Genomic DNA, 25,808 nt, shown 5'->3' with positions numbered 1-25,808 from the left:
ATATCTATTTTTAAATATCGCAACAGAAAACTACTGAGTAAGTTACTATAAATTCTCTTTATAAAACTTCACCACCTTGGTAAATAAATAAGTCCGCGCATTGTCGCCATTTATAAAATGATTTTTATCCGGAAAGAAAAACATATCGAAATGCTTATCGGCCGCAATCAGCGCCCGGGTATATTCTATGGAGTTCTGGAAATGCACGTTATCATCGGCCGTACCCTGAATAAGCAATAGTTTTCCGGTCAGTTTTCCCGCTAGCTCTACGGCCGATGCATTCCGATAACCCTCGGCATTCTGCTGAGGAGTGCGCATGAAGCGTTCGCTGTATACGGTATCGTAAAAACGCCAGTCGGTAACCGGTGCAATAGCGACTCCGGCTTTAAAGACGGTTCCCCGGCTCATACTCATCAGCACATTATATCCTCCGTAACTCCATCCCCAGATACCAATACGACTACCATCAACATAAGGCAAGGTAGCGAGATGCCTTGCAGCCGCAATTTGGTCATCCGACTCTTGAATGCCGAGATTTAAATACGTGCCTTTTCGAAAAGCTTCCCCACGGGCGCCCGTCCCTCTGCCGTCTACCGATATCACCACAAACCCTTCGTCGGCCAACGCATAATACCAGTCCGCCTCATACCGGTCTTGTACCTCCTGCGAATTCGGGCCGCTATACTGAACCATCACCACCGGATATTTTTGAGAGGCGGTAAAGTTTTTGGGTTTGATCATCCATCCATTTAATTGAGTGACCCCATCGGCCGCAGGAACCGCAATAAATTCTTTTTGCGGCAATTTCGCCGAAGTCAAAAGGGTCCGTAAAGATTGATTGTCTTCAAGCACCCGAAGTTGTTTGCCATTCGCATCATACAACGCAATCACCGGCGGCGTCTTCGCATCCGACCAACGATTGACAAAGAACTTTCCTTTTTGGCTAAATACCGCCGTATTGTATCCGTTTTGAGCCGAAAGCTTCGTAGATTGGCCCTTATCGATACTCACTTTGAAAACCGAACGTCTCAAAGGACTTTCATCAGCCGCTTCATAAAAGACCACTCCCGCTTGAGGATCGACGGCATATAATTTAGTCACATCATACTTTCCGGAAGTCAGTTGTTTGATTAAGGTTCCGGAAATGCCATAGATATATAGGTGGCTATATCCGTCTTTTTCGGAGATGTACGTAAAACGATCGGGTAAGAAACGGATGGAGTTCAACCATTCGGAATCGATGTAATACTTGCTTTCATCCCGAAGGATTAATTTTGCGACCGTCGTCCGAGGATCGGCAAAATACATATCGAAACAGTTTTGATTACGATTCAACGTCATGATGGCTAACTGCGAAGGATTGTCGGTAAACTGAATACGGGGAATGTAACTGTCCCTTTCGATCGGCAATTCGACAGAGCGTGTTGTACGAGCCTCAATATCGAATACCCGTACCTGCACATCGGAATTGCGTTCTCCGGCCTTCGGATATTTAAACCGGTAATAATCAGGATAGAGTTGTTGTTCAAAGCGCTGAAACGAGAACTCCTTCACGTGCGATTCATCGCTACGTACAAATGCCAGCACCCGGTTATCGGGAGAAAACTCCATCAGGCGGGTCGTTCCGAACTCTTCTTCATACGTCCAATCGGTCGCCCCGTTAATAATCTTATTGAATTCTCCATCCTTGGTTACCTGCGATTCGGTATCGAAATCGAACTTCGCTAACCACACATTGTTATCACACACATAGGCAAGCATTTTTCCGTCCGGAGAAAACGTTGGAATCATTTGTTTGGATGCGTTTTCGGTTAACTTCCGCACTAAATTACGCCTCACGTCATGATAATAATACGTTGCTTTAAAGGAATGACGATAGATTTGTTCTCTTTCGCGATAGACCAGCACCCGATATTCATCGGGACTGACCAGAAAACCTTCGAAAGTATCAAAAGGGCATTCGCGCGCCGTACGAGCGTTAAAGAGGGTGTCGACCGCATCGCCCGTGGCATAGGAATACTTGACAACCGCCGTATTCATTGGGTCTGCCTGGTAATAATGCAAGCCATCCGCCGAGGAAACCATCGGGGCAATACCGCGGGGAGCGAATTTTCCGGCAACCATATCTTGTAGCGTAAACCCTTGCGCCGACACGCAAGCCGCAATAATCACAAATAGAGATAAAAGAAACGTTTTCTTCATTTTTTTCGATTGTTTAAGCAGGCAAATTTACAAAAAAAGCCGCAATTCAAAGGAATTGCAGCTTTCAAAAGAAAAAAAATAAAATTGTATTACTTCTATTTATTAAATGTATAGCGGACACTCAAGGCCAAGCCGGCGTACCAATAGTCGTTAAAGTCGACAAAATTAAAAGACGGCTTCCAGTCGAGTGAAATTGTAAACGGTGCGGTGGGAAATACATATTCGAGGCCCGCGATCAAATCACCCCCAACCAAGAAAGAGCTATCATAACGGTCTCTGTCGTGATAAATATTACCCACGTGAGCTCCGATTCCTAAATACCAGTCGAGGCCGGGGGCTCCGGGCACCGGTTTTTGATATTCATACAACCCTGTAAGTTGAAAATACCTCGGCGAAGCACTTAGAATACCTTCTATGGCGCTGGAAGGCCGATAAAAGTGCTTCAACGTAATGCCGTTGTCGTATCCCAATCGTAATCCGACCCCGGTATTATATTGTTGTGCACTCAATGTAGCGGTGAATGCGATAAACAGCAAACTCCCGATAAATAACTTTTTGAATTTCATAATCAATGTTTTTAATTAATAATTTAATCTCTTATAGAGGAGATAATTTGGTTCTTGACGATTGCTATTGTATTATATGTGCTATAACAAAAAAGCCGTTTATTTGTTTATCGAGAGCTCTGTTAAACATTTAACGGATTCATTCCGTGATTTCTATTTACCCGTTACGATCTTCTTGATTTCATTTAATTTGTTCAATGCTTCGATAGGCGTAAGATTATTGACATCGAGATGAATAATCTCATCGCGAACGCGACTCAATACCGGATCGTCGAGCTGAAAGAAACTGAGTTGATACCCCTCGCGTTTTTCAATAAAATCATTGATCGGTTTCGAAATACCCTCTTTCCGGTTATGCTGCTCCATTTCGCTCAAGATGGCATCGGCACGTTTGGTGATGCTTTGAGGCATGCCGGCCATGCGCGCCACGTGGATACCGAAACTATGCTCACTCCCTCCCGGAACCAGTTTGCGTAAGAAGATCACTTTATTGTCGACTTCTTTTATCGCCACGTTATAGTTCTTGATTCGTTTGAACGATTTTTCCATTTCGTTCAGTTCATGATAATGGGTGGCAAAAAGAGTCTTTGCATGTACTTTAGGGTGTTCATGAATATACTCTACAATGGCCCACGCGAGGGAAATACCGTCGTAGGTACTGGTACCCCGGCCTAATTCATCGAAAAGAATCAGGCTCTTCGACGAAATATTATTTAAGATGTTGGCAGCTTCATTCATTTCGACCATAAAAGTCGATTCACCCAACGAGATATTATCGGAAGCGCCCACACGGGTAAAGATCTTATCCACCAACCCTATTTTAGCCGAATCGGCAGGAATAAAACAGCCGATCTGCGCCAGAATAGTGATAAGAGCCGTTTGTCGTAATAAAGCCGATTTACCGGCCATATTAGGCCCGGTAATAATAATAATCTGTTGAGAATTCGAATCCAGATACACATCATTGGCAATAAACGGTTCATCGGGCGGCAATTGTTGTTCAATTACCGGATGCCGCCCGTTGCGGATATCGAGGACATCCGAATCATTTACTTCGGGACGTATGTAGTGGTTCTGACGGGAAACTTCAGCGAACGACAAAAGGCAGTCGACCTGCGCAATAATGGCTGCATTCATTTGTATGGGAGGTATATACTCTATCAGACTCTCCACGAGTGTTGCATATAATTGTCCTTCCAACGTCAGGATTTTCTCTTCGGCGCCCAGAATCTTCTCTTCGTATATTTTCAGTTCTTCGGTAATATAGCGTTCGGCGTTGACCAATGTCTGCTTACGGATCCAATTTTCAGGCACTTTGTCCTTATGTGCATGACGCACCTCGATGTAATACCCGAAGACATTGTTAAAGCCGACTTTCAACGACGGGATACCGGTTTTTTCGCTCTCCCGCTGCTGTAACTTCAGCAGATAATCTTTTCCCGAATATGCGATATCGCGCAACTGGTCGAGTTCTTCGTTTACTCCTTTCTTTATGATCCTCCCTTTATTCACGAGCATGGGAGGGTCCGGCATGATTTCACGCTCAATGCGATCGCGTATCACCGGGCATGGGTCGAGTTTTTTCCCCATCGCCTGTAGACCGGGATTCTCCGAAGCCAGAAAGGTATCGCGTATCGGCTCGATAGCCGTCAACGCCACTTTCAGTTGAATCACTTCGCGTGGACTAATGCGTCCCACGGCTGCTTTGGAAATAATCCGTTCCAAATCGCCTATCATTGAAAGCAGTCGATGAAGAAGGTCTTTTAGTTGCGGTTCGCGAAAAAAATTCTCCACCACATTCAGCCGCTCTTCAATTGCCTGTATCTCTTTGAGAGGAAAAACGATCCAACGACGCAACAGCCGTGAGCCCATCGGTGTAATCGTTTTATCGAGTATATCCAGAAGACTTTTTCCTCCCTCGTTCATGGGGGAAATAAGCTCCAAACTACGGACGGTAAATTTGTCAAGACGAACAAACCGATCCTCTTCGATCCTTTTTAGCGAAAGAATATGGCTTATGTGAGTGTGTTGTGTAAGATCGAGATAATGCATTATCGCACCGGAAGCAATAATGCCCAGCCGGAGATTATCAACACCGAAGCCTTTGAGGTTTCGGGTTTGAAAATGCGTCAAAAGACGGTCCCGGGCGGCGTCTTCGGTAAAGATCCAATCATCTAATTCGAAAAGCAAATAGTTCGGCCCGAAAGTTTCCTCGAATTTCTTCTTCTTTCCACGCTCCACAAGAATCTCCTTCGGATCGAAGTTAGCCAACAGTTTATCGATATCGTCCTTTTTTCCTTCCGACGTTAGAAATTCGCCGGTAGACACATCCAGCAGCGAGATACCGAACAGGGTCGAGTTGGAAGAATAGACCGCACAGAGGAAGTTGTTTTCTTTATGATTCAGAATGTTGTCATTAATCGAAACACCCGGCGTTACCAATTCGGTAATCCCCCGTTTAACCAGGTTTTTGGTCAGTTTAGGATCTTCGAGCTGATCACAGATCGCCACGCGCTTACCGGCTCGCACCAGTTTGGGAAGATACGTATCGAGAGCATGATGGGGAAAGCCGGCCAATTCGACAAACTGCGCCGAACCGTTTGCCCTTTTCGTTAAGGTAATACCTAAAATTTCCGAAGCAACGATGGCATCGTCCGAAAATGTTTCGTAAAAGTCGCCCACGCGAAACAATAAAATAGCATCGGGATGTTTTTCTTTAATCTCGAAATATTGCTTCATCATCGGGGTTTCTACAATCTTTTTACTCACAAACAGTTTGATTTTACGGGGTTGTTATTTTTTATAGAACTAGCAAAGATAAGAAAAAAAATGATGAGTGATGAGTTATGGATTATGAATATAAAGACGGCGCCTGAGCTCGCGAACGCCTTCGGATGCGCCTTTACGGATAAAAACAACATCACTGCGACCGGTGTGCACCTCTTTGGGATCGATCAAATAAATAGGTACGCCCGAATGCACATACCCCTGTAGCCCCGCCGCCGGATAAACATTCATTGATGTGCCGATGATAACAAAATAATCGGCCTGTCCGACCCATTGAGCCGCCTCGGAAATCATGGGCACCATTTCGCCGAACCATACGATATGCGGTCGCAACTGGTATCCTTTCTCGCACAAATCGCCCAGTTTGATATCGCAATGATCGGGAGAGAGTTCGTATACCAGCGACTCGTCGCCCGAAGAACGCGCCTTCATCAGTTCGCCGTGAAGATGCAACACCTGCGTGCTACCGGCTTGCTCGTGCAGGTTATCGATGTTTTGAGTAATAATGCGTACGTCAAAATGCTCCTCCAACTGCGCCAAAGCGATGTGCCCTTCGTTTGGCTGGGCTTTGAGCAGTTCACGGCGGCGCATATTATAAAAATCGAGTACACGTTGCGGATTTTCTCTGAATCCTTCAGGGGTAGCCACCTGTTCTACCGGATAATTCTCCCATAAACCACCCGAATCGCGAAACGTGGCGATTCCGCTCTCGGCACTCATACCGGCACCCGATAAGACAACCAGTTTCTTTTTCTTTTCTTCCATATCCGATGTTTTTTACGATCAAATATACATACTTTTCCCATCATGTTTAATCGATTCTATACATTTTAACGGTTATCGCCGATTGTTGTAATTGTATCTATTTGACGGGAGAAAAGACGGCCTTCGGATATAAACAAGACAACCAATATGGCACAATAATCCAATATTTATAAACACAAATAAAAATATAGCACGAATAACGAACATTTTATCTATATATATTGCATTATTCAATCACTATGTATATTTTTGCATTCGAAAATTCTCTTGGTTATTTAATATATTAGGTTATGAACGAAAAAAATTCGAAAAGAAGGTATATTGTACCTTTTATAGTACTGGCAATAATAGCAGTATTGGCTCTTTTGCCGGTAAATCACGACACACTCATATCCGAAAAACTTGAAATTAGCCATGCCGATACGTCTTGGATGCTAATAGCCTCGGCATTGGTGTTTTTAATGACACCCGGATTGGCTTTTTTCTACGGAGGAATGATAAGGTACAAAAATTTGGTTTCTACTTTACTGCAAAGTTTTATTACATTAGGAATTATTAGTGTAATCTGGATTGTAGTCGGTTTCAGTCTTGCTTTTGGAGAGAGTATCGGGGGTATAATTGGAAATCCGGCAACTTTTATCTTATTTAAGAATGTAGGGTTTGCTCCCAACCCTGATTTTGCAGGTACCATTCCTTTTGCACTATTTGCCGTATTTCAACTGAAATTTGCGATTATTACGCCGGCTCTCATCACCGGGGGAATTGCGGAAAGGATCCGGTTTTCATCCTTGATGTTATTTATCGTATTATTTACGCTATGTATTTATGCTCCTTTAGCGCATTGGACATGGCATCCTGAAGGTTTCCTCCGGCAATGGGGAGTACTGGACTTTGCCGGCGGCACGGTGGTACATATTTCTGCCGGATTTGCGGCATTAAGCGGAGCGTTATTCTTAGGCAAGCGCAACGATGGAGAAGAAAGCAATCCGACCAATATCCCATATATTCTTTTGGGAGCGGGCTTGTTATGGTTCGGATGGTTTGGCTTCAACGCCGGTTCGGCTTTAACCGCCGATGGGATCGCTGTTTCTGCATTTCTCAACACAAACTTAGCATCGGCCACGGCTATGATTACGTGGGTCTTGACTGATGGTGCCCGGGGGAAAAAGCGTTCATCCGTCGGAGCTGCGGTCGGGGCGGTAGTAGGATTAGTCGCCATCACGCCGGCCGCCGGATTTGTGACTGTAGGCCAAAGTATATTCATCGGTTTTGCAGCGTCTCTGGCAAGCTATGCCGCCGTGAGGTTAAAACCGCGTAGCAGCATAGATGATACACTCGATGTCTTTCCCTGTCACGGTATCGGGGGAATTGTCGGTATGCTTTTGACCGGCGTTTTTGCCAAAGACGTCGGGCTGCTCTACGGCGACCCAACCACATTCCTTTTCCATCTGTTAGCGTTGGTTATCGTCAGTATATTTACTTTTGGCGGATCTTACCTGCTTTACAAACTCACCAACCTGATCTTGCCTATGCGCGTCACAGAACTGCAAGAGAAACGCGGACTCGATATTACGCAGCACGGAGAAAAGGCAACCGATACGGAGTTTTCTTATTAAGAACGCTTTTTGTTTCTCCCTGCCAATAGAATGAAAAACGGGGGCGTCGCTAAAAAACGACGTCCCCGCGTAATAGAACACTCTTTTATAAATAGAAGATATTACTTACCTTGCTTTTCCAATTGCAATGTTTTGCTCGGCTGATCGCATACTTCGCTCGGTCCGAAATATTGAATGGGGCCCGGATAGACATAATCCGTTTCGATGGCCCATTTATCACGAACACTTTTAATGTATTGGAAAGGAGCCCCCTGCAAGTCGACCAATGCTTTTTGGATAACCGGCTTCATCTCGCCATGACGACGTTCCATATTCATCATCATCGTAATAGGAATCCCTCCGGCAACCCATTGGCTGGCCGATGCGGTGGTGTTGCGAACCGACGACATATAACCGGTCTTGCCGGAGACAATCAACAACGAGGCGGTATAACCAAGCGAATAGCAGTAGTCTGCATCGTAATTAGAAGGAGCTGCGCAACGACCTTCATATCCGAAGAAATGATGTACGGTAGCGAACTTACCGTTGTATTTACCTTCTTGCGCCCATTTTTTCAATCGTTTACCGACCATCTCAGCCAATAATTCTTCGGTTTGAATCATCGAAACCTGTACGTTTCCGTGCGGATCACGGTCGAGCGTAAGCTGTTGCGCCACACGTTCGGGAAGCGAGGCATAAATCTTCGAATTTGCCTCGGACAATTTGCCGATAACATATTCACGCTGTTGCGAACGGCGGATGATATTGAACTCATCGGCATTGTGCGCCAGAAAATCGTTCAATTCCTGAATGAGCTTTTTCATGGCAGGAATAAACTCGATCAACCCTTCGGGAATAATCACCGTTCCGAAGTTCAAGCCTTCATCGGCGCGTTTAGCCACCACCGAAGCGATATAGTCAACGACATCGTCGAGCGACAGGTTTTTCGCTTCCACTTCCTCCGAAACGATACACACATTCGGGTGTGTTTGCAAGGCGCATTCCAAAGCAATGTGCGACGCCGAGCGTCCCATCACCTTAATAAAGTGCCAGTATTTACGAGCGGAATTACAATCGCGCTGGATATTCCCGATCAGTTCGGAATAAACTTTACAAGCGGTATCGAATCCGAACGACGTTTCAATCTGCTCGTTTTTCAAGTCGCCGTCGATTGTTTTCGGACAACCGATTACCTGCACGCCGGCGCCGATGGATTTATAATATTCCGCCAACACGCAAGCATTGGTATTGGAATCGTCTCCACCGATAATGACGAGCGCTTGTATATTCAATTTCTTAAGGATTTCCAACCCTTTATCGAATTGTTCTTTCGTTTCGAGTTTCGTCCGTCCCGAACCGATGATATCGAATCCTCCGGTATTGCGGTATTCGTCAATGATATCGCCAGTCAGTTCTTTGTACTCATGATTGATCAAGCCGGCAGGACCCAGAATGAATCCATAAAGGCGGCTATCGGCATGAAGACGTTTGATACCGTCATAAATACCGGCAATCACATTATGTCCTCCGGGTGCTTGTCCGCCCGAAAGGATCACCCCTACATTTACCGGCTGATCCACGCCGGGTTTTCCGGCTGCGTGAACGAATTTTACGATCGGCATGCCGTATGTATTCGGAAACAACTTTCGAATTTCTTCCTGGTCGCGAACCGATTCGGTAGACGCACCCTCTTCAATTTTCACATTTCCTCTCAATCCTTCCGGAATCTTGGGCTCATACGATGCCCTTGCAATTTGTAAAGCGCTTTTTGTCATTTTATTGAATGTCTTAAAAATATTTTCTTAAATTCTACGAATCTGTTTAAATTTATTTCGCGATTCAAAAAGAATTATTTTTTAGCAGTGTTCTTTCTTGTTTTTGCGATAATAGCGGGCTATTTGAGCCGAATAAGAGGAAGAAGAATGCAAAAAAGAAACTTTTTGAAGGCGAAGAATCGTTTCATTACAGCCTTTCGCAAGAAATTTAAACAGTTTCTATACAAAAGATTTTATTTCAGCTGCCAAAAATAACATTTTTGCACGAGATAGGAAAATCGAATTTCCTCCTTTCACATCGTTTAATAACCGGGAGAGTGAATGGTGAATGTTAAATGGTAAATGGTAAATACCATTCACCATTCGTTATTCCTCCACAATTTTAAATTTAGCGAATTTCAGCAGGAGTTGTTTTCTGCCTGCCGACTCGAAATCCACAAAAGCACGCCGGTTGCTACCATCCATTTCAATGGCGGTTACCACACCCCGCCCGAAACGTTCGTGTTCGATTACCTGGCCTTCGCGAAGGCCGACGGCCTCTTTCGATAAAGGCATAGACGAAGAAGACTGCACCGACGAGCGTTTCTTCGAATCAGCATACTCCCTGCGTGAAGGCGGGGTATACGACGCCCCGTTGCTTTGCACGCGCTCTTGGCGCATCGTCTCCCAAAAGCCTCCAGCAACAGGACTGCTATCGCTTCCGGCTTCGAGATTTCCGTCGACCGATAAAAACCGTTCGTCCATATCCGTCAAAAAGCGGCTTTGGCGGCACATATTCGTCTGTCCGTTTCGAAAACGGCTTTTCGCCCACGTAATCGTACAGGTCTTTTTTGCACGGGTAACCGCCACATAAAACAAACGGCGTTCCTCCTCCAATCCCCTCATTTCATTTTTAGCCATGGAAGAAGGAAACAAATCCTCTTCGAGACCGACCACAAAAACATGCTCGAACTCAAGTCCCTTGGCCGAATGTATCGTCATCAGCGTCACCTTCTCGTCGTCCGATCCCTGATCCGTATCCTGATCGGTCAATAACGACACTTCCGATAGGAAATCGACCAGTTTTAAATTCTCTTCCCCTTCTTCCAAACGCGTATCGACAAACTCATTGATGGCGCTGAGTAATTCCTGCACATTCTGTGCACGGCTCATCCCTTCGGGAGTCATATCATCGTACGCCTCTTTGGCGATACCCGATTCCTTCACCACCAATTGGGCTAATTCATACGCATTGAGTTGTTCGTTTTGCTCCATAAAGCGGCTCATTAACTCGTAAAAGCCGGTCAGTTTTTTTGCCGTGCCGCTATTGACCTCCAGATTATAAGCCAGCGGTTCGGAGAGCACCTTCCACAAACTGACGCCATGGAGTTGCGCCGACGACGAAATCTTTCCCACCGTCACATCGCCGATGCCGCGCGCGGGATAATTCACAATACGCCGGAAAGCATCTTCATCACTCCGATTGACAATCAGCCGGAAGTAACTGATAATATCTTTAATTTCTTTCCGTTGATAAAACGATAAACCTCCGTAAATACGATACGGGATATTTTTCTTTCGAAGCGCCTCTTCAAAAATACGCGATTGGGCGTTGGTGCGGTAAAGAATGGCAAAATCACCGTACGAAGGGTGTTGTTCCAACCGCATCCGGGCAATTTTATTGGCCACGATAAGCCCTTCTTCAAAGTCGGAAAAAGCCTGTATCACCTCGATCTTTTCCCCTTCTTCGTTTTCGGAAAAGACATCCTTGGCAATCTGTTCGGTATTTTTCTTGATGAGGCTGTTGGCCGCGTTGACAATGTTTTGCGTAGAGCGATAATTCTGCTCGAGTTTAAAGATTTGCGTTTCGGGATAGTTCGACTTGAACTTGAGAATATTGTCGATATTGGCACCCCGGAAAGAGTAAATGCTCTGCGCATCATCCCCTACCACGCAGACACGATGGTGGGCGTCGGCCAGTTGTTTAACGATGAGATGCTGGGCAAAATTGGTATCCTGATATTCATCCACCAAAATATATTGGAACTGGTTACGGTACTTTTCCAACACGTCGGGATGATCGCGGAACAAGATGTTCGTATACACCAATAAGTCGTCAAAATCCATACTGTTGGCCGCACGCAGCCGGTTTTGATAGCGCTCGTAAATCTCAAAAATCCTCGGTCGCCTCGACATACGGTCGTAATCGAGTATTTCGGCATTCGCCGCGTACATCTTGGGGGTGATTAAACTGTTCTTGGCGCGCGATATCTGCCCGTGTACACCCGCCGGACGATAGAGTTTATCGTCCAGTTTCAACTCTTTTATAATAAGACGGATCAGATTGTTCGAGTCCGACGTATCGAAGATGGTGAAATTCGATTGGAATCCGATAGCTTCGGCTTCGCTTCGTAAGATGCGGGAGAAAATCGAGTGAAAAGTACCCATCCACAACCTGCGGGCACGCTTTTCGCCTACGAGTTCCGCAATACGCGATTTCATTTCGCGCGAGGCTTTATTGGTAAACGTAAGCGCAAGGATATAATACGGCGGTAATCCCTGTTCCAGTAAATACGCAATCTTATAGGTCAGCACGCGCGTTTTGCCGGATCCGGCACCGGCGATAACCAATGAAGGACCGTCGCAAAACTGCACGGCAGCTCGTTGCACATCATTCAGTGAATCCAGTAATTTTTCCATCCTCGTTTTTGCGAGCAACAAAGATACGATTTTTTCTTGTCATAGAATAAGCCTTTTTAGGGAAAAGGAAGATCATGGAAGTAGCCCCCACGGCTAACATGAAAACGACGCTCACCGTAACCGTACAGTTCAGCATAAACTCATGCACGTACTGTTGGGCCAGCTCCTGATTCTCCAAACTATTCAGCAACATAACCAATGCAAAAACACTTTTATAGGCATATATTCCAGGAATCATAGGAAGCAATGCCGGGATGTATAATACCGTAAGCGGACAATGCGACACTTTGCCGAACCATAAAGCGGCGACACCGATAAGTAAGGACCCAAAAAAAGAAGCCGTCGCAATATCCATCGACACGTAATGCATCAAATAAAAACGCAGCGCATGCCCTATGGCCGCAAGGAGCGCAATATACTTAAACGCCCTTTTGGGAGGATAGGAAATAGATCCGAACCCGACGGCCGCTATAGCCGCAAAGATACCATCATTTACTAACTCCAATATCATAGCAAGCTGTTTTTGAATAATAATAAAGAAATCGATAAACCTATAGCCAGGCAAATAACTAACAGAACCGCCTGAATAAGCCGTGAAAGCCCCGAAAGAGTATGTCCTTCGACAATATCTATCACGCCATTAATAATAGGTACTCCCGGAATCAGATATAATACACTGGTAGCAATCGCAATATCAGCCGTAACATCGAAGAGCAGCGATACCGACGCAATCATCGACGAAACAAAGGCTGAAGTCGTTACAATGAAAAAATGATTCACGTGATTTTTCTGTAGTATTAACCGAACAAAAAAACCCACAACCGTCGCCACAAAAACAATTCCCATTGCGCCCCAATCACCACCGAACAAGCGGCAAAACGAAGCATTCGCCAATCCGACTAATAACAAGATCCAATAATATCTCATTTTGGGACGCGACAGAATATCGTAATATCTCTCTTTCAACTGATCGATAGATAAATGACTGTCACGTGCTTCCCAACTCAATGCACTCAGCTCGGAATTATATTCAAAACTAATCGGTAATGCGGGTATTGTCAGCACTTTTGTATGAACATTCCTCTTCGAATCGGAAATAGTCAGCACAACCGATTTCTGGGAAGTACTTATACGGGTCGTTACGCCCAATGCTTCACCTATACGGGCAGTATTGCGCATCACGCGCGAAGTATGCACACCCGACCCCAACAAACAGGTGGCATATTCGCCAACAAACTCGGCAATTTCTTTTAATTCATCTTCTGATTTCATCAACTAACCGACATATATATTAATTATTTTTAAATTAGGCATGCTGAATCATAGAACTTGCAAAGGTAACAGCTATACTTGGATTTGACAAATGCTGCAAGAGAAAAAAAATTCAAAACAGTTTCTAAATTTACAGCTCCTTATTTTAGGGTATTTTTCACTGTAAAAATCATTACTTTTAGGTATTGCATCCTTGACCGTGGAGAAATACTTTTGTGGTCTTAATAAATAAAAAGAATAATATATAAATAATGCTTATCTCAACAGACTATCATTCACCTGTTTATTATTTATAAACAAATTTATAAGGAAGTAAACAAATAAAAGAAAGATAAATCACAAAGCATCTATGTAGTTACACCTATACTAAAAAGTGAAACAAAAGACTATATGAAACAAATTATCATTCGATCATTATTATGTCTATCAACCTTTATCGGTTTTTGTTGGGATGGGCAGGCACAAGTTCGTGATAACAAGGACCAGACGACAAAAGCGGATATAGAGAACGAACCAAACACGTCCAAATTATTGAGTATATCCCGTTTGACATTAGGGGGTTACGGCGAAGCGGTGGCAAGTCGTAATTTTTACAGCAGCAACTTCAACCGTTATTCTAAAGCGGAACAGTATAAGGACAGCCCTTCGCACGGACGGTTCGACCTGCCGCATGTGGTTTTTTTCGTTGGATACGAATTCGGTAACGGATGGCGCATGAATACCGAAATAGAATTCGAACACGGCGGCACAGAGGCAGCTGTGGAACTCGAAGCCGAAGAAGCCGGCGAATACGAAACAGAAGTGGAACGCGGCGGAGAAGTTGCCTTGGAACAGTTTTGGATTGAAAAAACATTTAGCCGCGCCTTTAATCTACGTATGGGACATATTATCGTCCCGGTCGGGCTGACTAATGGCAATCACTTACCGACCCAGTTCTTTACGGTATATCGTCCCGAAGGAGAAAACACAATTCTCCCCTGCACCTGGCACGAAACAGGTATCAGTCTCTGGGGATATTTAGGTAAGAACTGGAAATACGAAGCACAGTTAATTCCCGGACTCGATTCGGATCTATTCGGTCGAAAAAACTGGATAAAAGGAGGTTCGGCATCGCCGTATGAATTTAAAGTCGCCAATACTTATGCCGGGGTTCTTCGTTTGGATAATTTTTCCATTCCGGGTTTAAGAGCCGGTTTGAGCGGATACTACGGGCATAGTTTTAAAAACAGCATACAGCCCAGTGAAGCATCGAAATATGATGATGTAAAAGGAACAGTATATATAGGTGCTTTCGATTTCGATTATCAAGCGCATCATATTATTGCGCGCGGTTATTTCGATTACGGACACTTAACCAATTCGGAAGTAATATCCAATTATAACAAGGCCCTTTCAAAATATTCCCTTTCACCTCGTACCAATGTTGGCTCCGAAGCTTTATGCACTGGCATTGAAATTGGGTACGACATCTTTTCACAAATAAAAAGCTCAAAAATAAAAGAACAAAAATTCTATGCCTTTGGGCGGTATGAATATTACGATCCGATGTTTAAAACCGATTCGGATATTCCTAAAACAATATGGTACCAGCGTCAAAAAGTTGTAGGAGGCATTAATTATTTCCCGAGAAACGAGATTGTCATAAAAGCCGAATATTCGGCAGGAATTTTAAAAAAGCCATACAATAACGAAAACAGCGTGTCGATCGGTATTGCCTATTCCGGTTTTTTCAATTAAAAGAATCATCTATTCCTTCAAATAAAACAGTATACAAAATGAACAAAAATTTTAAATTTTCTATCCTTGCATTCGCTTTGATAGCGTTAGGATGTAATTTTTCCGCTTGTGAAAAAGAAATTGACGTTGTAGATACATCAAACAGCGATGAGTTGAAAGCCATCAACAAACAATACGTTGAGAAAGTGGTTTTGCCGACTTATGCTTCATTAGCCGATGCAACCATCGATTTGCATGCGGCAATCGTTGCTCTGAAAAACAACAAAACCGAAGCCAATTTAAATATAGTGGCAAATAAATGGACATCCACCCGCGTTTATTGGGAAGAAAGCGAAGCTTTCCTGTTCGGTCCCGTCGATGAATTGGGTATCGATCCGCATATCGATACATGGCCTTTAGGTGTAAATGCGTTTAACGATTTAATTAAGAATGCTGATTTTATTCAACGAATCAACAATGAGAACGGCGATAAAATCATATCTTCGGTGGAGAATAAAGACGGCGTACTGGGTTTCCATAGCCTCGAATATATCATTTTCAGAAATGGAACTGTACGTAATATAAACGATATAACCGAAACTGAATTAATTTTCGCCGTCGCCGTCGCCGGTGATTTGCGAAATCAATGCTCTTTAATTGAAGTCGGCTGGCTGGGAGAAAGCGGCGTAAGCTCCGATAAATTAAACTATGCGAAAAGAGCTGACAATTATAGTCTTTTAGGTACCACTGCGCAAACTGAATATGCAAAAAAAATGCTTGAAACCCCGAACGGACTTTTCACTTCGGCTTTATCATCAACCAGCACTATTCTTGACGGATGTATAGACATCGCCGATGAAGTCGGCGCCATGAAGCTCGGTAAACCTTACAATGGCGCAAGCGACGAAGACAAAAATTATATCGAATCGCAATACAGCTATAATTCAAAAGTTGACTTTGCCGGTAACGTAAGAAGTATCGAGAATGCTTATCTGGGAGGAATCCCAACAAAAAGAAGCGTATCTGTAAGCGATTATGTTAAATCCAAAGACGCTACATTAGATACACAGGTAAAAGAGGCAATCATCAATGCTATCGCAAAAATTGATGCGATGCAAGACTTTGAAATCAATGCACAATCCAACAGCACAAAAGAAGCAATGGAAGCTTGCCTTGATTTGAATGAACTACTGGAAAAAGCAAAAACGGCAATAAAAAATTAAAATAAATTCTATATCGGTATGTGTTTATACATCACATCCAGCTATAAAACAAAACATATGAAAAAAACTTATTTTCTCCTATTGATAGCTATTTCAATTCTTTTTTTTAGCTGTAAAGATGAGGAAAAAGACAATTTATCCACAAAGGAATTATCGGAAGAATATTATACCGGAGGAAAACTCGGAACGACTTTCGATGACGGCATTTTTGCTTACGAACAACCCACTCCTGCTGTTGAAGAGGCAGGAATGGGTAATTTATTTAAATATGGTGAAGCCTTCTTTGAAAAATCATTTCTATCGAATACTTCCGGGGTGCGTCGCGGATTGGGACCCGTCTATGTCCGCAGTTCGTGTATCACCTGCCACCCCGGCTACGGACACGGGAAAAGGATGGAAAGATACAGCGCCAACGATCACGGAAACGGATATCTGCTGGTTGTCGTAGATAAAAATACGCAGGCTTATGTGCCGGAACTTACCGGTATGCCTCAAACACGCGCGACGGCTCCTTTCCTGCCTGCAATCGATGAGAAAGGCATCCGCATCGAATGGAAAGAATACACAGACGAATTCGGTAACAAATTTCCCGACGGGGAAACTTATAGCCTGATTTATCCGGAAGTAACGATCGATCCGGCATCTATCAATACCGATCCGAAACCGACGAATTATATGGTGAAACTCGAAGCAACGATCGGCATCTACGGCACGGGACTGCTCGATGCCATCCCTGATGATTCGATTATCGCAGAATATCATCGACAGAAGGCCCTCGGTCGAACGCTGAACGACGCGAAATACGCCCCTGCCAATTTCATTACCGAAAACGACGGCACCAAACATCCCGGACGCTATACGTACGGCCTGACTCGCGGTACATTGCAAAACGGTCCCGGTGCCAACGCCATTTGGAATATCACGAATGTTACCCGTGAAAACCGGCGCGGCAATTATATCACAAAAGCTTACGCCCGTGCCATGTCGAAAAATCCGGACGTACAAGCTTCTCTCAAAAAAGATGAGACAACCATTTATAATGAATTGCTGGCGACTGATCTGCAGCCGGAAATGCCGACCGAAGATTATGTCAATTTCATGATCTGGCATCGCGGATTGGCTGTCCCTGCTGCCCGTAATCTCGACGATAAGGAGGTGCAACACGGCAAAAACATTTTTTACAGTATCGGCTGTACGAGTTGTCACAAGCCTTCATGGACTACCGGACCGGATAACTATACCGGCGATACGCTGGTGGTAAACAAACTGCCGCGTTATCCCTATCAAAAGATATGGCCCTATAGCGACTTGCTTCAGCACCGGTTGGAAATGGTGAATAATATCCGCACCGGATGGTGCCGTACTACGCCGTTATGGGGGCGCGGACTGTCGCAGTTATGTACAGGCGCTTCCGATCATTTACACGATATGCGCGCCCGTAACTATACCGAAGCCATTATGTGGCACGGAGGAGATGCGAAACATCCGCGCGAAAAATTCAGGAACTTATCCAAAGAAGATCGCGATGCGTTGGTGAAGTTTTTGGAATCCATTTAATCGGAAAACCGGAAGGAAAAACAAAACATCGGCTACAGGGTAATAATCAATGTCAATGATATATAAAACGATATCCAATCAGGATGTAAATGCAGAGACCCGTCTTTCTATTTTCCCCTCGGAAAACGGTTCATCGGAAATACATGCCATGATTCGGCTATTGGATAGAGAAGCGACGACTGAACAACAATTTTATGCGATAGAGACAGTCTTCGCCTCTTTACAACGGGAAACAGGAGAACTGAAAAATTGCACCCCTGTACTGAAACGATATTTCGTAAGTGATGCCATCAATCAGGCGCATTTGCTACCGGAACAAAAAGAGATCGCCATATCCGTTGTACAACAACCGCCACTGAACGGAACGAAAGTGAGTCTTTGGGTATATTGGGTGGAAAACGGACAAGTGAAAAATTGCGGAGAAAATACCGTATCCCTCCAACGCAACATCTATACTCATCTGTATACAACGCAAATGCACAGCAGGCAGAAGAACGAAGGAATCGAAACCGGTCGTCTTTTTGACCGGTATGCCGAAATACTTACTAAACAAAATTGTTTGCTGAAAGATAATTGCATCCGGACATGGATCTATGTTCAAGGAATCGATATTCATTACGATCGCATGGCAACCATGCGTAAAATGCATTTTAAACAAGAGGGATTAACGGATAAAACCCATTATATAGCGAGCACGGGAATAGAAGGTAAATATATATATCCCGAAACCATCGTGCTAATGGATGCTTACAGCATTTCGGGCATTCGTCCGGAACAGGTCGCCTACTTGAAAGGGTTGTCGCATTTGGCGCCTACCATCGAATACGGAGTGACTTTCGAAAGGGCTACGGCAATCGATTACGGCGACCGTCGGCATATTTATGTTTCAGGAACCGCTAGTATCGACCGTAAGGGACAAGTGGTTGCCCCGTTCCGTATCGACAAACAAATAAAACGCACATTGGAAAATATCCGGGTGTTGCTTGCCGAAGGCGGCGCAGCTATGGACGATATTGCCCAACTGATCGTTTATCTTCGGGATCCGGCGGATTATGATTTTGTCGAAAAATATCTGAACATACAGTATCCCGACATTCCCAAAGTAATCGTTTGGGCGCAGGTATGCCGTCCGGAGTGGTTGATAGAAATGGAATGTATCGCGGTAAAAACTTCGGAAAACAGAGCGTTTGAGAATTTCTGATAGTCATTGAGACCGGTCCATTGCGTTTTTTCCTTACAGTAATAAGGATAAATCTTTAACGAAACAGACCTTACATCACAAAAGAATGATAAGGAGTCTTTATAGAAATATATTTACTCAATAAATCATGATATAAAATCATTGAAGGCAGATATTAAGTTATTAAAAAATGATTTCACCTCCTTGTAATACGATTAAATATCATCAAAGGAAGATTTAAGACCATTAAAAACAGATACGGGATTATGAAAGAAAGATACAGGATTATGAAAGAAAGATAAGAAAACGGATCGTTCGGAAAACTTATCAAGATATTAGCTTGTTATATCCTTAAATAAGATTTACTTATCCTATCAAAGAAAACAATTATCGATATGACAAAAGAAAACAATACGCAATTGCCGCACAACGGCCAATGGATTATGAAAGCGGTCGAAGAAGAAAAGATATCATTCGCTGAATTGGGAAGGCGGATGGGAGTAGACCCCAGCTCTTTCAGACAATATGGAGAGAGCGATTCGCTACAGATGCGCATTTGGTGGAAATTGGGGTTGGCCATAAACCGCAACCTCATTGCGGAAATAGGCGACCGGTTTCCCGTTTCCTACGAGACGAAGCGCGAAAAAGAACGGGTTGCCGAACGGAATAACCTGCAAAAAGAATTGGAAAAAGCACAGGCGGAAATCGAAAAACTAAAAACCCAACTGGAGGTTTACCAACGCATCGTAGAAAAACGGTTATGAAGACAAACAAATTAGCGAGAGACTTATCCTTCGGGATTTTACTGCTGTTGATAGTCGTCCTTGCAACGGCTACTGTCGTCGAGAAACTCTTCGGCACGGAACATGCCGTCGAATGGATTTACGGCTCATGGTGGTTTGTTGTCCTTTGGGGCATTGCGGGGGTGATGATGCTGGCATTTATCGTCCGGGCAAAACTTTATCGGAATTTGCCTGCATTTCTGCTGCATTGTTCCTTCCTCGTTATCTTACTCGGCGGGTTGGTCACCTACCTTTGCGCCGAAAGGGGAGCGATGCATATCCGTCAAAACCAGATTCTCAATTATTTTGTTTCGGAAGACGGCAGCCGCCGCGTGCCGGTTCCTTTCGATATAAAAATGCTCTATTTCGATATCGAGTATCATCCCGGCACGGATCAGCCTGCCGACTACCGGAGTTTTATAAAAGTGGACGGGGAGGTTCACCAGATTTCGATGAACAAGATCTTTAAAAAATCGGGCTACCGTATTTACCAGATGAATTACGACAGCGACGAGATGGGCGCTACGTTTCTGGTAAGCCACGATCCATGGGGCGTAGGCATCACGTATGCCGGCTATTTGCTGCTGGGCATAGCCATGTTATGGATATTGTTCCTGCGCATCGGGTGGAAAGGAATGCTTTTCACGGCAGTACCCACCGCCATGGTTTGGCTGTACATTTCGCGTATCAACCCGATGACACCGATCCTGCGCACGCCGATGCTGGCCGCCCATGTATCGGTGATCATGGTGGCTTATATGTTATTATTATATATAGCCGTCACATCTATTATCGGGCTCTGCGCTAAAAAGCGAAGAGAACGCTTTTACCAAACGAATTCCACCCTGCTTTATCCGGCCGTATTTTTGCTTACGGCAGGCATATTTATCGGCGCGGTATGGGCGAACATCTCCTGGGGACGTTATTGGGGATGGGATGCCAAGGAAACATGGGCGCTGATCACCTTGTTGATCTATTCGCTGCCGATGCATGCGAAAAACATCCCCTTATTTTCAGATCCCCGTAAGTTCCACTTATATTGCTCCATCGCGTTCGTTGCCGTATTAATGACGTTCTTCGGCGTTACCTATGTATTGGGAGGCATTCACAGCTACGTGTAAACTGAGACTAAGGGGACAAGGAGACCAAGGGACAAAGGGTACCCTCCGTCTTCCCTATCTTTCCTTACACCAGCAACACGGTCACGCCTTTGGGGCCATGGGCTCCAACGACCAATGCCTGCTCGATATCGGCTGTTTTAGACGGGCCGGAAATAAACACGCCGAATCCTTTCCCGTGCATGTCCAGTTGGTTATAAGCCTCATGCATCGTGTTAACGATACGGTGCTTATCGAGGATGATCACCAAATACTCCGAGATAAAATAGAGCGCTTTGTATTTCACATTCTGAGGGATCCATACGCATCCGTTTTCGGCCACGCCGAATTCGCCTTTGACCACACCCAGATTGATTCCTATAAGGGTATGCGCATCTTCCCGCTCATCGGGGTTGAACGTAGCGACCGTCACTTCGGGCAAATTGGAAGCAATGGTCTTCGCTTCGGGATAAAGCCCGGAAATGACGGCATTCAAGTCTTCGCCGTCTTCCAGTACCCGTGCATGGCCTCCTACCCCTTTACTGATATCGATAAACTGCGATAGTTTATCGGCATAAGCTGTCGGCACAAACGCGTCCAGATCGGGCATTTCATATTGCTCGTCAATATTTTTACGTATATTTTCTAATATGGATAGTTTACTTGACATAATGGTACGAATTAATGATTCAACTTCTTGTTGGCTCCTTTCACTTTTCCTTTTTTCCACATGGAGGTGAACGACTCTCCGGCAAATTGCGGGAGCTCACGGCCCTTCCCCCAATCGTTAAGTCCGTTGTAAATAAGAAAACGAGGCATGTGGTTGACGATCGGCGCCATTTTCAGTAACGAACCGTATAACCCGGGACGTTTGAAGAGATATTCGAGTCCGCCCGAAATCATCTTCTTCATTTTATCGGCCTTGCCGATAGAATCGAGCCCTTGCCTCCAGCGGTAAATCTGATCGGCTAAATCGATTTTCACCGGACAGACATTATTGCAAGAGAAACAAAGCGAACAAGCCGATACATTATCGGAATACTTCTTCGGATTTTTTAGCATCGCCAGATTAATACCGATGGGACCGGGGATGAAATACGTATAAGAATATCCTCCGCTGTGGCGGTACACCGGGCAAGTGTTCATACAGGCCCCGCAACGGATACACTTCAGCGTTTGGATATGCTCTTTATTCGCCAGAATGTCGCTGCGCCCGTTATCGACCATCACCACATGTATTTCGCCGCCATCGATAGGCTTGCGGTAGTGCGAGGTATAAGAAGTCGTCGGTTGGCCGGTAGCCGATCGGGCCAAGAGGCGTGTAAACACGGCCAACGACTTGCTGTTGGGAATGATTTTTTCAATTCCCATCGATACGATGTGCAGTTTCGATAACGATGTTCCCATATCGGCATTGCCTTCGTTGGTACAAACGACGACATCGCCCGTTTCAGCCACGGCAAAGTTACATCCCGTCATCGCCGCATCGGCCGTCAGGAACTCATTCCGCAAATGCGTACGGGCTGCCCGCGTGAGATAAGTAGGATCGCTGTTCCCCTTTTCAGTACCGAGTTTCTCCGCAAACAATTCTCCCACTTCTTCGCGCATCATGTGAATGGCCGGCAGGACAATATGGCTGGGCGCCGTTCCGTTCAATTGCAAGATACGCTCGCCCAAATCGCTCTCCACCACATCAATGCCCCGTTCTATCAAATAGGGATTCATCTCACATTCTTCGGTAAGCATCGACTTGCTTTTCACCAGTTTCTTCGCCTGATGACTCGCCAGGATTTCGTAAACGATCCGGTTGTGCTCTTCGGCATCTTTGGCCCAATGCACCACCACACCATTTGCTGCGGCAATGTCGGCAAACTGTTGTGCATACTTATCGAGATGCGTAATCGTGTGCATCTTGATGTTTTTGGCGGCTTCACGCAATTGTTCCCACTCGGGGACCTGCATGGCCAGCCGGTCGCGTTTTTGGCGTACCACCCAAAGGGTTTGATTATGCCACTCGGCCTGTTGTTCGTTCTCCAGGAAGCGCGTGGCTGCTTTTGTGTGTAACGTACTCATAATCCTGTTGCTAAAATTTCCACTGCATGAATAAAACGAATAGGCAATTTTTCCCGGTCGGCAATGCCCCTCATGTGCATCATACACGAACTGTCGGCGCCCGTAATGTATTCGGCCCCAGTAGCGATATGATTCTTCAGTTTATCTTTCCCCATCGTGACCGATACGGCGGGCTCTTCAATCGAAAACATACCGCCGAAGCCGCAGCATTCGTCCACCTTATCGGGTTCAAAAATCTCGATGCCCTCCATCAACGAAAGCAGGTCTTTGATTTTCGAATACCGGGGAATGTTCAATTCACTGGCCGACGACAAATGCAACTCGCGCACGCCGTGGCAACTATTGTGAATACTAACCTTATGCGGAAATTTACCGGGAAACGAGTCCGGTTTCACCACATCGTGCAAGAACTCACACAAATCATACATGCGACCGGTGGTGTGACACACCAGTCCTTCCTTTTCCAACAACCTCGGGTGATTGTCCCGGGCAAACACGGCACAACTGGCAGAGGGTGCCACCACATAATCAAATCCGGCAAACAAATCGTCGAAATGTTTGGCCAGAGCAATCGCTTCATCTTCAAACCCGCCGTTCGCCATAGGCTGCCCGCAGCAGGTCTGATCCACTGGGTAATCCACATCCAATCCCAGATAATCCAGCAATTTATAGCTGGCAACTCCTATCTGCGGATAGATGGCATTTACATAACAAGGTACAAATAGTCCGATTTTCATATCAATTTTATTATTCGATTTCGTTTCTCCATTTCTTGTTGTGACAAAAGAGACTGCCTCAAAAAAACTTTGCGGTTCTTTGAGTTCAGGCTATTAATCCGCCCAATAAGCGCGGCCCAAAATACACCATGAGGCCCGCCACCACAATATACAACAACGCATACGGCAAAGCTTTCTTCATGATAGCCCCTTCCTGACCTTGTTGACCGCAGGCAGAAGTAGCGACAGCGATACTTTGCGGGGAAATGATTTTTCCGCCGGTCGCTCCGGCCGTATTGGCAGCCGCCAACCAACTGGGATCGGCTCCGGTAGCGTGCGCCACCGATGCTTGCAATTTACCGAACAAAATATTCGACGACGTATCGCTGCCGGTCAGGAACGTCCCGATACATCCGATGGTGGGAGCAAACAAAGGATAAAACGACCCTGTCGCATACGCCAAGGTAACTCCCAATATATTAATCATGCCGGCGAAATCCATTACCGACGACATGGCAATCAACGAGCAGACCGTGACGATGGTCTTTCGCTGCTGAACAATCACTCTGCCCAGCACTCTGAAGAGTCCGCCGATCTTCGCCCCTTGTATCAATCCACCCACGAGTGACCCGACAAAGAGCAGCACGCCGGCATCGATTAACCACGAGATGCTTACGGAACGAGCCACATCGGCGCCTCCCGTAACATCGAAAATATTGAATTTGAAAGCAGTCGTCAGCAGCGGCGAGAGCATATTGCGGATAGGCAACAGCGGGCTGGTCGCAATAATAAGGACAAGAATGATCCCATATACGCTCCACGCTTTCAGGGTATCGCCGAAAGAGTATTTTACGGTTGCTTCGGTTTGATCTTTCGGGTGGTTTCTTTCGGTAATCTTCGCATAAAGGACAATAACAAGAATAGAAGCGATGCTACCGAGTATTGCAGGTGTTTCGGCGCCCATGTAGCGGGCGGCCAAGTATTGGGTGACAAGCGAGATACCGCCGACCAAGAAGCTCAGAAGAATGTGTCCGGGCAGTTTCTTTGCGGAGGAATCGGTTAAGAACACCAAAATAAACGGAATGATGAACATAAGCGGCGAGAGTTGAAAGACGACATGCGAACTAAGCGTCTGTATATCGGTAATGCCTGCCTGTTCGGCCAAGACCTTTACCGGTGTTCCCACAGCTCCAAAACCAGTAGCGACACTATTGGCGATGAGGCTGACCACCGCCGAAAAGACGGGCTTAAAACCCAACCCTATCAATATCGCCGCCGGAATAGCGACCGCCGTTCCGAAGCCGGCCATCCCTTCGAGCAAACCGCCGAAGCCCCAGGTGAGCAACAATACCTGCACGCTTTTGTCGGACGATAACGACGAGAATTGTTGTTTGATAATTTCCATATTCCCCGTATGTACCAACACATTGTAGCTGAAAATAGCCATAATGATAATGATAAGTATGGGGAAAAAGGCTTTCAAGAAGCCATAGACTACCGATAATCCGGCATCGGCAAAAGAAAAACCATAGGCGATTAACGCGATTAACACCGCAACCACCAGCGTGATCAACGCACTTTTATCTCCCGACATTTTCAGGAATCCCATCAAAATGATTAATAGCAACACAGGTGTAGCCGCTAATAGTATTTGCCACCATTCAAAAAGAAAAGGTTGAGCTTGTAAGAGAATAAATGCTTTCATACGACAAGGGTTATAATTATGTGTCTTGCAAAAATATAAATTATTGATAAGACGGCCCTACATTATTCGATTTTTTTTCGAATATTCGGGATTTTAATATGTCATAGGGCGAATAACA

General features: G+C 45.1%; 19 protein-coding genes. 7 read left to right on the top strand and 12 right to left on the bottom strand.

The window, feature by feature from the left end:
• Positions 1–45: 45 nt before the first annotated feature.
• From ABNK31_RS03505 to ABNK31_RS03490, 4 genes are all read right to left on the bottom strand, one after another.
• Positions 46–2,202, bottom strand: a complete 2,157-nt coding sequence (locus tag ABNK31_RS03505; RefSeq protein WP_418894345.1) for a S9 family peptidase — start codon at positions 2,200–2,202, stop codon at positions 46–48.
• 95 nt (positions 2,203–2,297) lie between these two features.
• A complete protein-coding gene (locus ABNK31_RS03500; RefSeq protein WP_418894344.1) occupies positions 2,298–2,768 on the bottom strand; it encodes a hypothetical protein in 471 nt (156 codons plus the stop codon).
• Positions 2,769–2,921: 153 nt separating this feature from the next.
• Entirely contained in the window at positions 2,922–5,510 is a 2,589-nt protein-coding gene (gene mutS / locus ABNK31_RS03495) for a DNA mismatch repair protein MutS (protein WP_418895354.1), read from the bottom strand.
• 102 nt (positions 5,511–5,612) lie between these two features.
• On the bottom strand, positions 5,613–6,320 hold the full coding sequence (locus ABNK31_RS03490; protein WP_418894343.1) for an SIR2 family NAD-dependent protein deacylase: 708 nt from the start codon (positions 6,318–6,320) through the stop codon (positions 5,613–5,615).
• Positions 6,321–6,610: 290 nt separating this feature from the next.
• Here ABNK31_RS03490 and ABNK31_RS03485 point away from each other — a divergent pair, with 290 nt between their 5' ends.
• Entirely contained in the window at positions 6,611–7,936 is a 1,326-nt protein-coding gene (locus ABNK31_RS03485; protein WP_418894342.1) for an ammonium transporter, read from the top strand.
• 101 nt (positions 7,937–8,037) lie between these two features.
• On the opposite strand, the gene ABNK31_RS03480 is transcribed toward ABNK31_RS03485, so the two are convergent.
• The 4 genes from ABNK31_RS03480 to ABNK31_RS03465 form a co-directional block, all read right to left on the bottom strand.
• On the bottom strand, positions 8,038–9,690 hold the full coding sequence (locus tag ABNK31_RS03480; protein WP_418894341.1) for a diphosphate--fructose-6-phosphate 1-phosphotransferase: 1,653 nt from the start codon (positions 9,688–9,690) through the stop codon (positions 8,038–8,040).
• Between the two features lie 366 nt (positions 9,691–10,056).
• A complete protein-coding gene (locus ABNK31_RS03475; RefSeq protein ID WP_418894340.1) occupies positions 10,057–12,369 on the bottom strand; it encodes an ATP-dependent helicase in 2,313 nt (770 codons plus the stop codon).
• On the bottom strand, positions 12,341–12,880 hold the full coding sequence (locus ABNK31_RS03470) for a threonine/serine exporter family protein (protein WP_418894339.1): 540 nt from the start codon (positions 12,878–12,880) through the stop codon (positions 12,341–12,343). Before ABNK31_RS03470 ends, ABNK31_RS03475 begins: the two co-directional genes overlap by 29 nt.
• Positions 12,877–13,641 (bottom strand): threonine/serine ThrE exporter family protein, encoded by a 765-nt coding sequence (locus tag ABNK31_RS03465; RefSeq protein WP_418894338.1) that lies wholly within the window; start codon positions 13,639–13,641, stop codon positions 12,877–12,879. Before ABNK31_RS03465 ends, ABNK31_RS03470 begins: the two co-directional genes overlap by 4 nt.
• Positions 13,642–14,031: 390 nt before the next feature.
• Between ABNK31_RS03465 and ABNK31_RS03460 the strand changes: the two genes are divergently transcribed.
• From ABNK31_RS03460 to ccsA, 6 genes are all read left to right on the top strand, one after another.
• Complete coding sequence (locus ABNK31_RS03460; RefSeq protein ID WP_418894337.1) at positions 14,032–15,378, top strand: hypothetical protein; 1,347 nt, start codon at positions 14,032–14,034, stop codon at positions 15,376–15,378.
• 38 nt (positions 15,379–15,416) lie between these two features.
• Positions 15,417–16,580, top strand: coding sequence for an imelysin family protein (locus tag ABNK31_RS03455; RefSeq protein ID WP_418894336.1), 1,164 nt, complete (start codon positions 15,417–15,419; stop codon positions 16,578–16,580).
• Between the two features lie 57 nt (positions 16,581–16,637).
• Entirely contained in the window at positions 16,638–18,137 is a 1,500-nt protein-coding gene (locus ABNK31_RS03450) for a di-heme oxidoredictase family protein (protein ID WP_418894335.1), read from the top strand.
• Between the two features lie 55 nt (positions 18,138–18,192).
• Positions 18,193–19,338, top strand: coding sequence for a Rid family hydrolase (locus ABNK31_RS03445; protein WP_418894334.1), 1,146 nt, complete (start codon positions 18,193–18,195; stop codon positions 19,336–19,338).
• Positions 19,339–19,712: 374 nt separating this feature from the next.
• Positions 19,713–20,081 carry a hypothetical protein gene (locus ABNK31_RS03440; RefSeq protein WP_418894333.1) on the top strand — a complete coding sequence of 123 codons (369 nt, stop codon included), beginning with the start codon at positions 19,713–19,715 and terminating at the stop codon, positions 20,079–20,081.
• Complete coding sequence (ccsA, locus tag ABNK31_RS03435) at positions 20,078–21,220, top strand: cytochrome c biogenesis protein CcsA (protein ID WP_418894332.1); 1,143 nt, start codon at positions 20,078–20,080, stop codon at positions 21,218–21,220. Before ABNK31_RS03440 ends, ccsA begins: the two co-directional genes overlap by 4 nt.
• 64 nt (positions 21,221–21,284) lie before the next feature.
• Here the strand turns inward: ccsA and ABNK31_RS03430 are convergent, their stop codons facing one another.
• From ABNK31_RS03430 to ABNK31_RS03415, 4 genes are all read right to left on the bottom strand, one after another.
• On the bottom strand, positions 21,285–21,866 hold the full coding sequence (locus ABNK31_RS03430) for a LutC/YkgG family protein (protein ID WP_418894331.1): 582 nt from the start codon (positions 21,864–21,866) through the stop codon (positions 21,285–21,287).
• A gap of 11 nt (positions 21,867–21,877) precedes the next feature.
• A complete protein-coding gene (locus ABNK31_RS03425) occupies positions 21,878–23,269 on the bottom strand; it encodes a lactate utilization protein B (protein ID WP_418894330.1) in 1,392 nt (463 codons plus the stop codon).
• Positions 23,266–24,006, bottom strand: coding sequence for a (Fe-S)-binding protein (locus ABNK31_RS03420; RefSeq protein WP_418894329.1), 741 nt, complete (start codon positions 24,004–24,006; stop codon positions 23,266–23,268). The genes ABNK31_RS03425 and ABNK31_RS03420 overlap by 4 nt, the downstream gene beginning before the upstream one ends.
• Positions 24,007–24,091: 85 nt before the next feature.
• Complete coding sequence (locus ABNK31_RS03415) at positions 24,092–25,690, bottom strand: L-lactate permease (protein WP_418894328.1); 1,599 nt, start codon at positions 25,688–25,690, stop codon at positions 24,092–24,094.
• Between the last annotated feature and the right edge of the window lie 118 nt (positions 25,691–25,808).

The organism is Limibacterium fermenti (assembly GCF_041902845.1).
Taxonomy (GTDB): domain Bacteria; phylum Bacteroidota; class Bacteroidia; order Bacteroidales; family Dysgonomonadaceae; genus Limibacterium; species Limibacterium fermenti.
This window is presented reverse-complemented; position numbering and strand designations above follow the sequence as displayed.

Excerpts from the sequence above, each read along its gene's own strand:
- ABNK31_RS03460 (WP_418894337.1), top strand. The coding sequence starts at position 14,032 with ATGAAACAAATTATCATTCGATCATTATTATGTCTATCAACCTTTATC.
- ABNK31_RS03420 (WP_418894329.1), bottom strand. The coding sequence starts at position 24,006 with ATGAAAATCGGACTATTTGTACCTTGTTATGTAAATGCCATCTATCCG.
- ABNK31_RS03445 (WP_418894334.1), top strand. The coding sequence starts at position 18,193 with ATGATATATAAAACGATATCCAATCAGGATGTAAATGCAGAGACCCGT.
- ABNK31_RS03500 (WP_418894344.1), bottom strand. The coding sequence starts at position 2,768 with ATGAAATTCAAAAAGTTATTTATCGGGAGTTTGCTGTTTATCGCATTC.
- ABNK31_RS03480 (WP_418894341.1), bottom strand. The coding sequence starts at position 9,690 with ATGACAAAAAGCGCTTTACAAATTGCAAGGGCATCGTATGAGCCCAAG.
- ABNK31_RS03440 (WP_418894333.1), top strand. The coding sequence starts at position 19,713 with ATGACAAAAGAAAACAATACGCAATTGCCGCACAACGGCCAATGGATT.
- ABNK31_RS03450 (WP_418894335.1), top strand. The coding sequence starts at position 16,638 with ATGAAAAAAACTTATTTTCTCCTATTGATAGCTATTTCAATTCTTTTT.
- ABNK31_RS03430 (WP_418894331.1), bottom strand. The coding sequence starts at position 21,866 with ATGTCAAGTAAACTATCCATATTAGAAAATATACGTAAAAATATTGAC.
- ABNK31_RS03485 (WP_418894342.1), top strand. The coding sequence starts at position 6,611 with ATGAACGAAAAAAATTCGAAAAGAAGGTATATTGTACCTTTTATAGTA.
- ABNK31_RS03490 (WP_418894343.1), bottom strand. The coding sequence starts at position 6,320 with ATGGAAGAAAAGAAAAAGAAACTGGTTGTCTTATCGGGTGCCGGTATG.
- ABNK31_RS03455 (WP_418894336.1), top strand. The coding sequence starts at position 15,417 with ATGAACAAAAATTTTAAATTTTCTATCCTTGCATTCGCTTTGATAGCG.
- ABNK31_RS03470 (WP_418894339.1), bottom strand. The coding sequence starts at position 12,880 with ATGATATTGGAGTTAGTAAATGATGGTATCTTTGCGGCTATAGCGGCC.
- ABNK31_RS03425 (WP_418894330.1), bottom strand. The coding sequence starts at position 23,269 with ATGAGTACGTTACACACAAAAGCAGCCACGCGCTTCCTGGAGAACGAA.
- ABNK31_RS03505 (WP_418894345.1), bottom strand. The coding sequence starts at position 2,202 with ATGAAGAAAACGTTTCTTTTATCTCTATTTGTGATTATTGCGGCTTGC.
- ABNK31_RS03465 (WP_418894338.1), bottom strand. The coding sequence starts at position 13,641 with ATGAAATCAGAAGATGAATTAAAAGAAATTGCCGAGTTTGTTGGCGAA.
- ABNK31_RS03415 (WP_418894328.1), bottom strand. The coding sequence starts at position 25,690 with ATGAAAGCATTTATTCTCTTACAAGCTCAACCTTTTCTTTTTGAATGG.
- ccsA (WP_418894332.1), top strand. The coding sequence starts at position 20,078 with ATGAAGACAAACAAATTAGCGAGAGACTTATCCTTCGGGATTTTACTG.
- ABNK31_RS03475 (WP_418894340.1), bottom strand. The coding sequence starts at position 12,369 with ATGGAAAAATTACTGGATTCACTGAATGATGTGCAACGAGCTGCCGTG.
- mutS (WP_418895354.1), bottom strand. The coding sequence starts at position 5,510 with ATGATGAAGCAATATTTCGAGATTAAAGAAAAACATCCCGATGCTATT.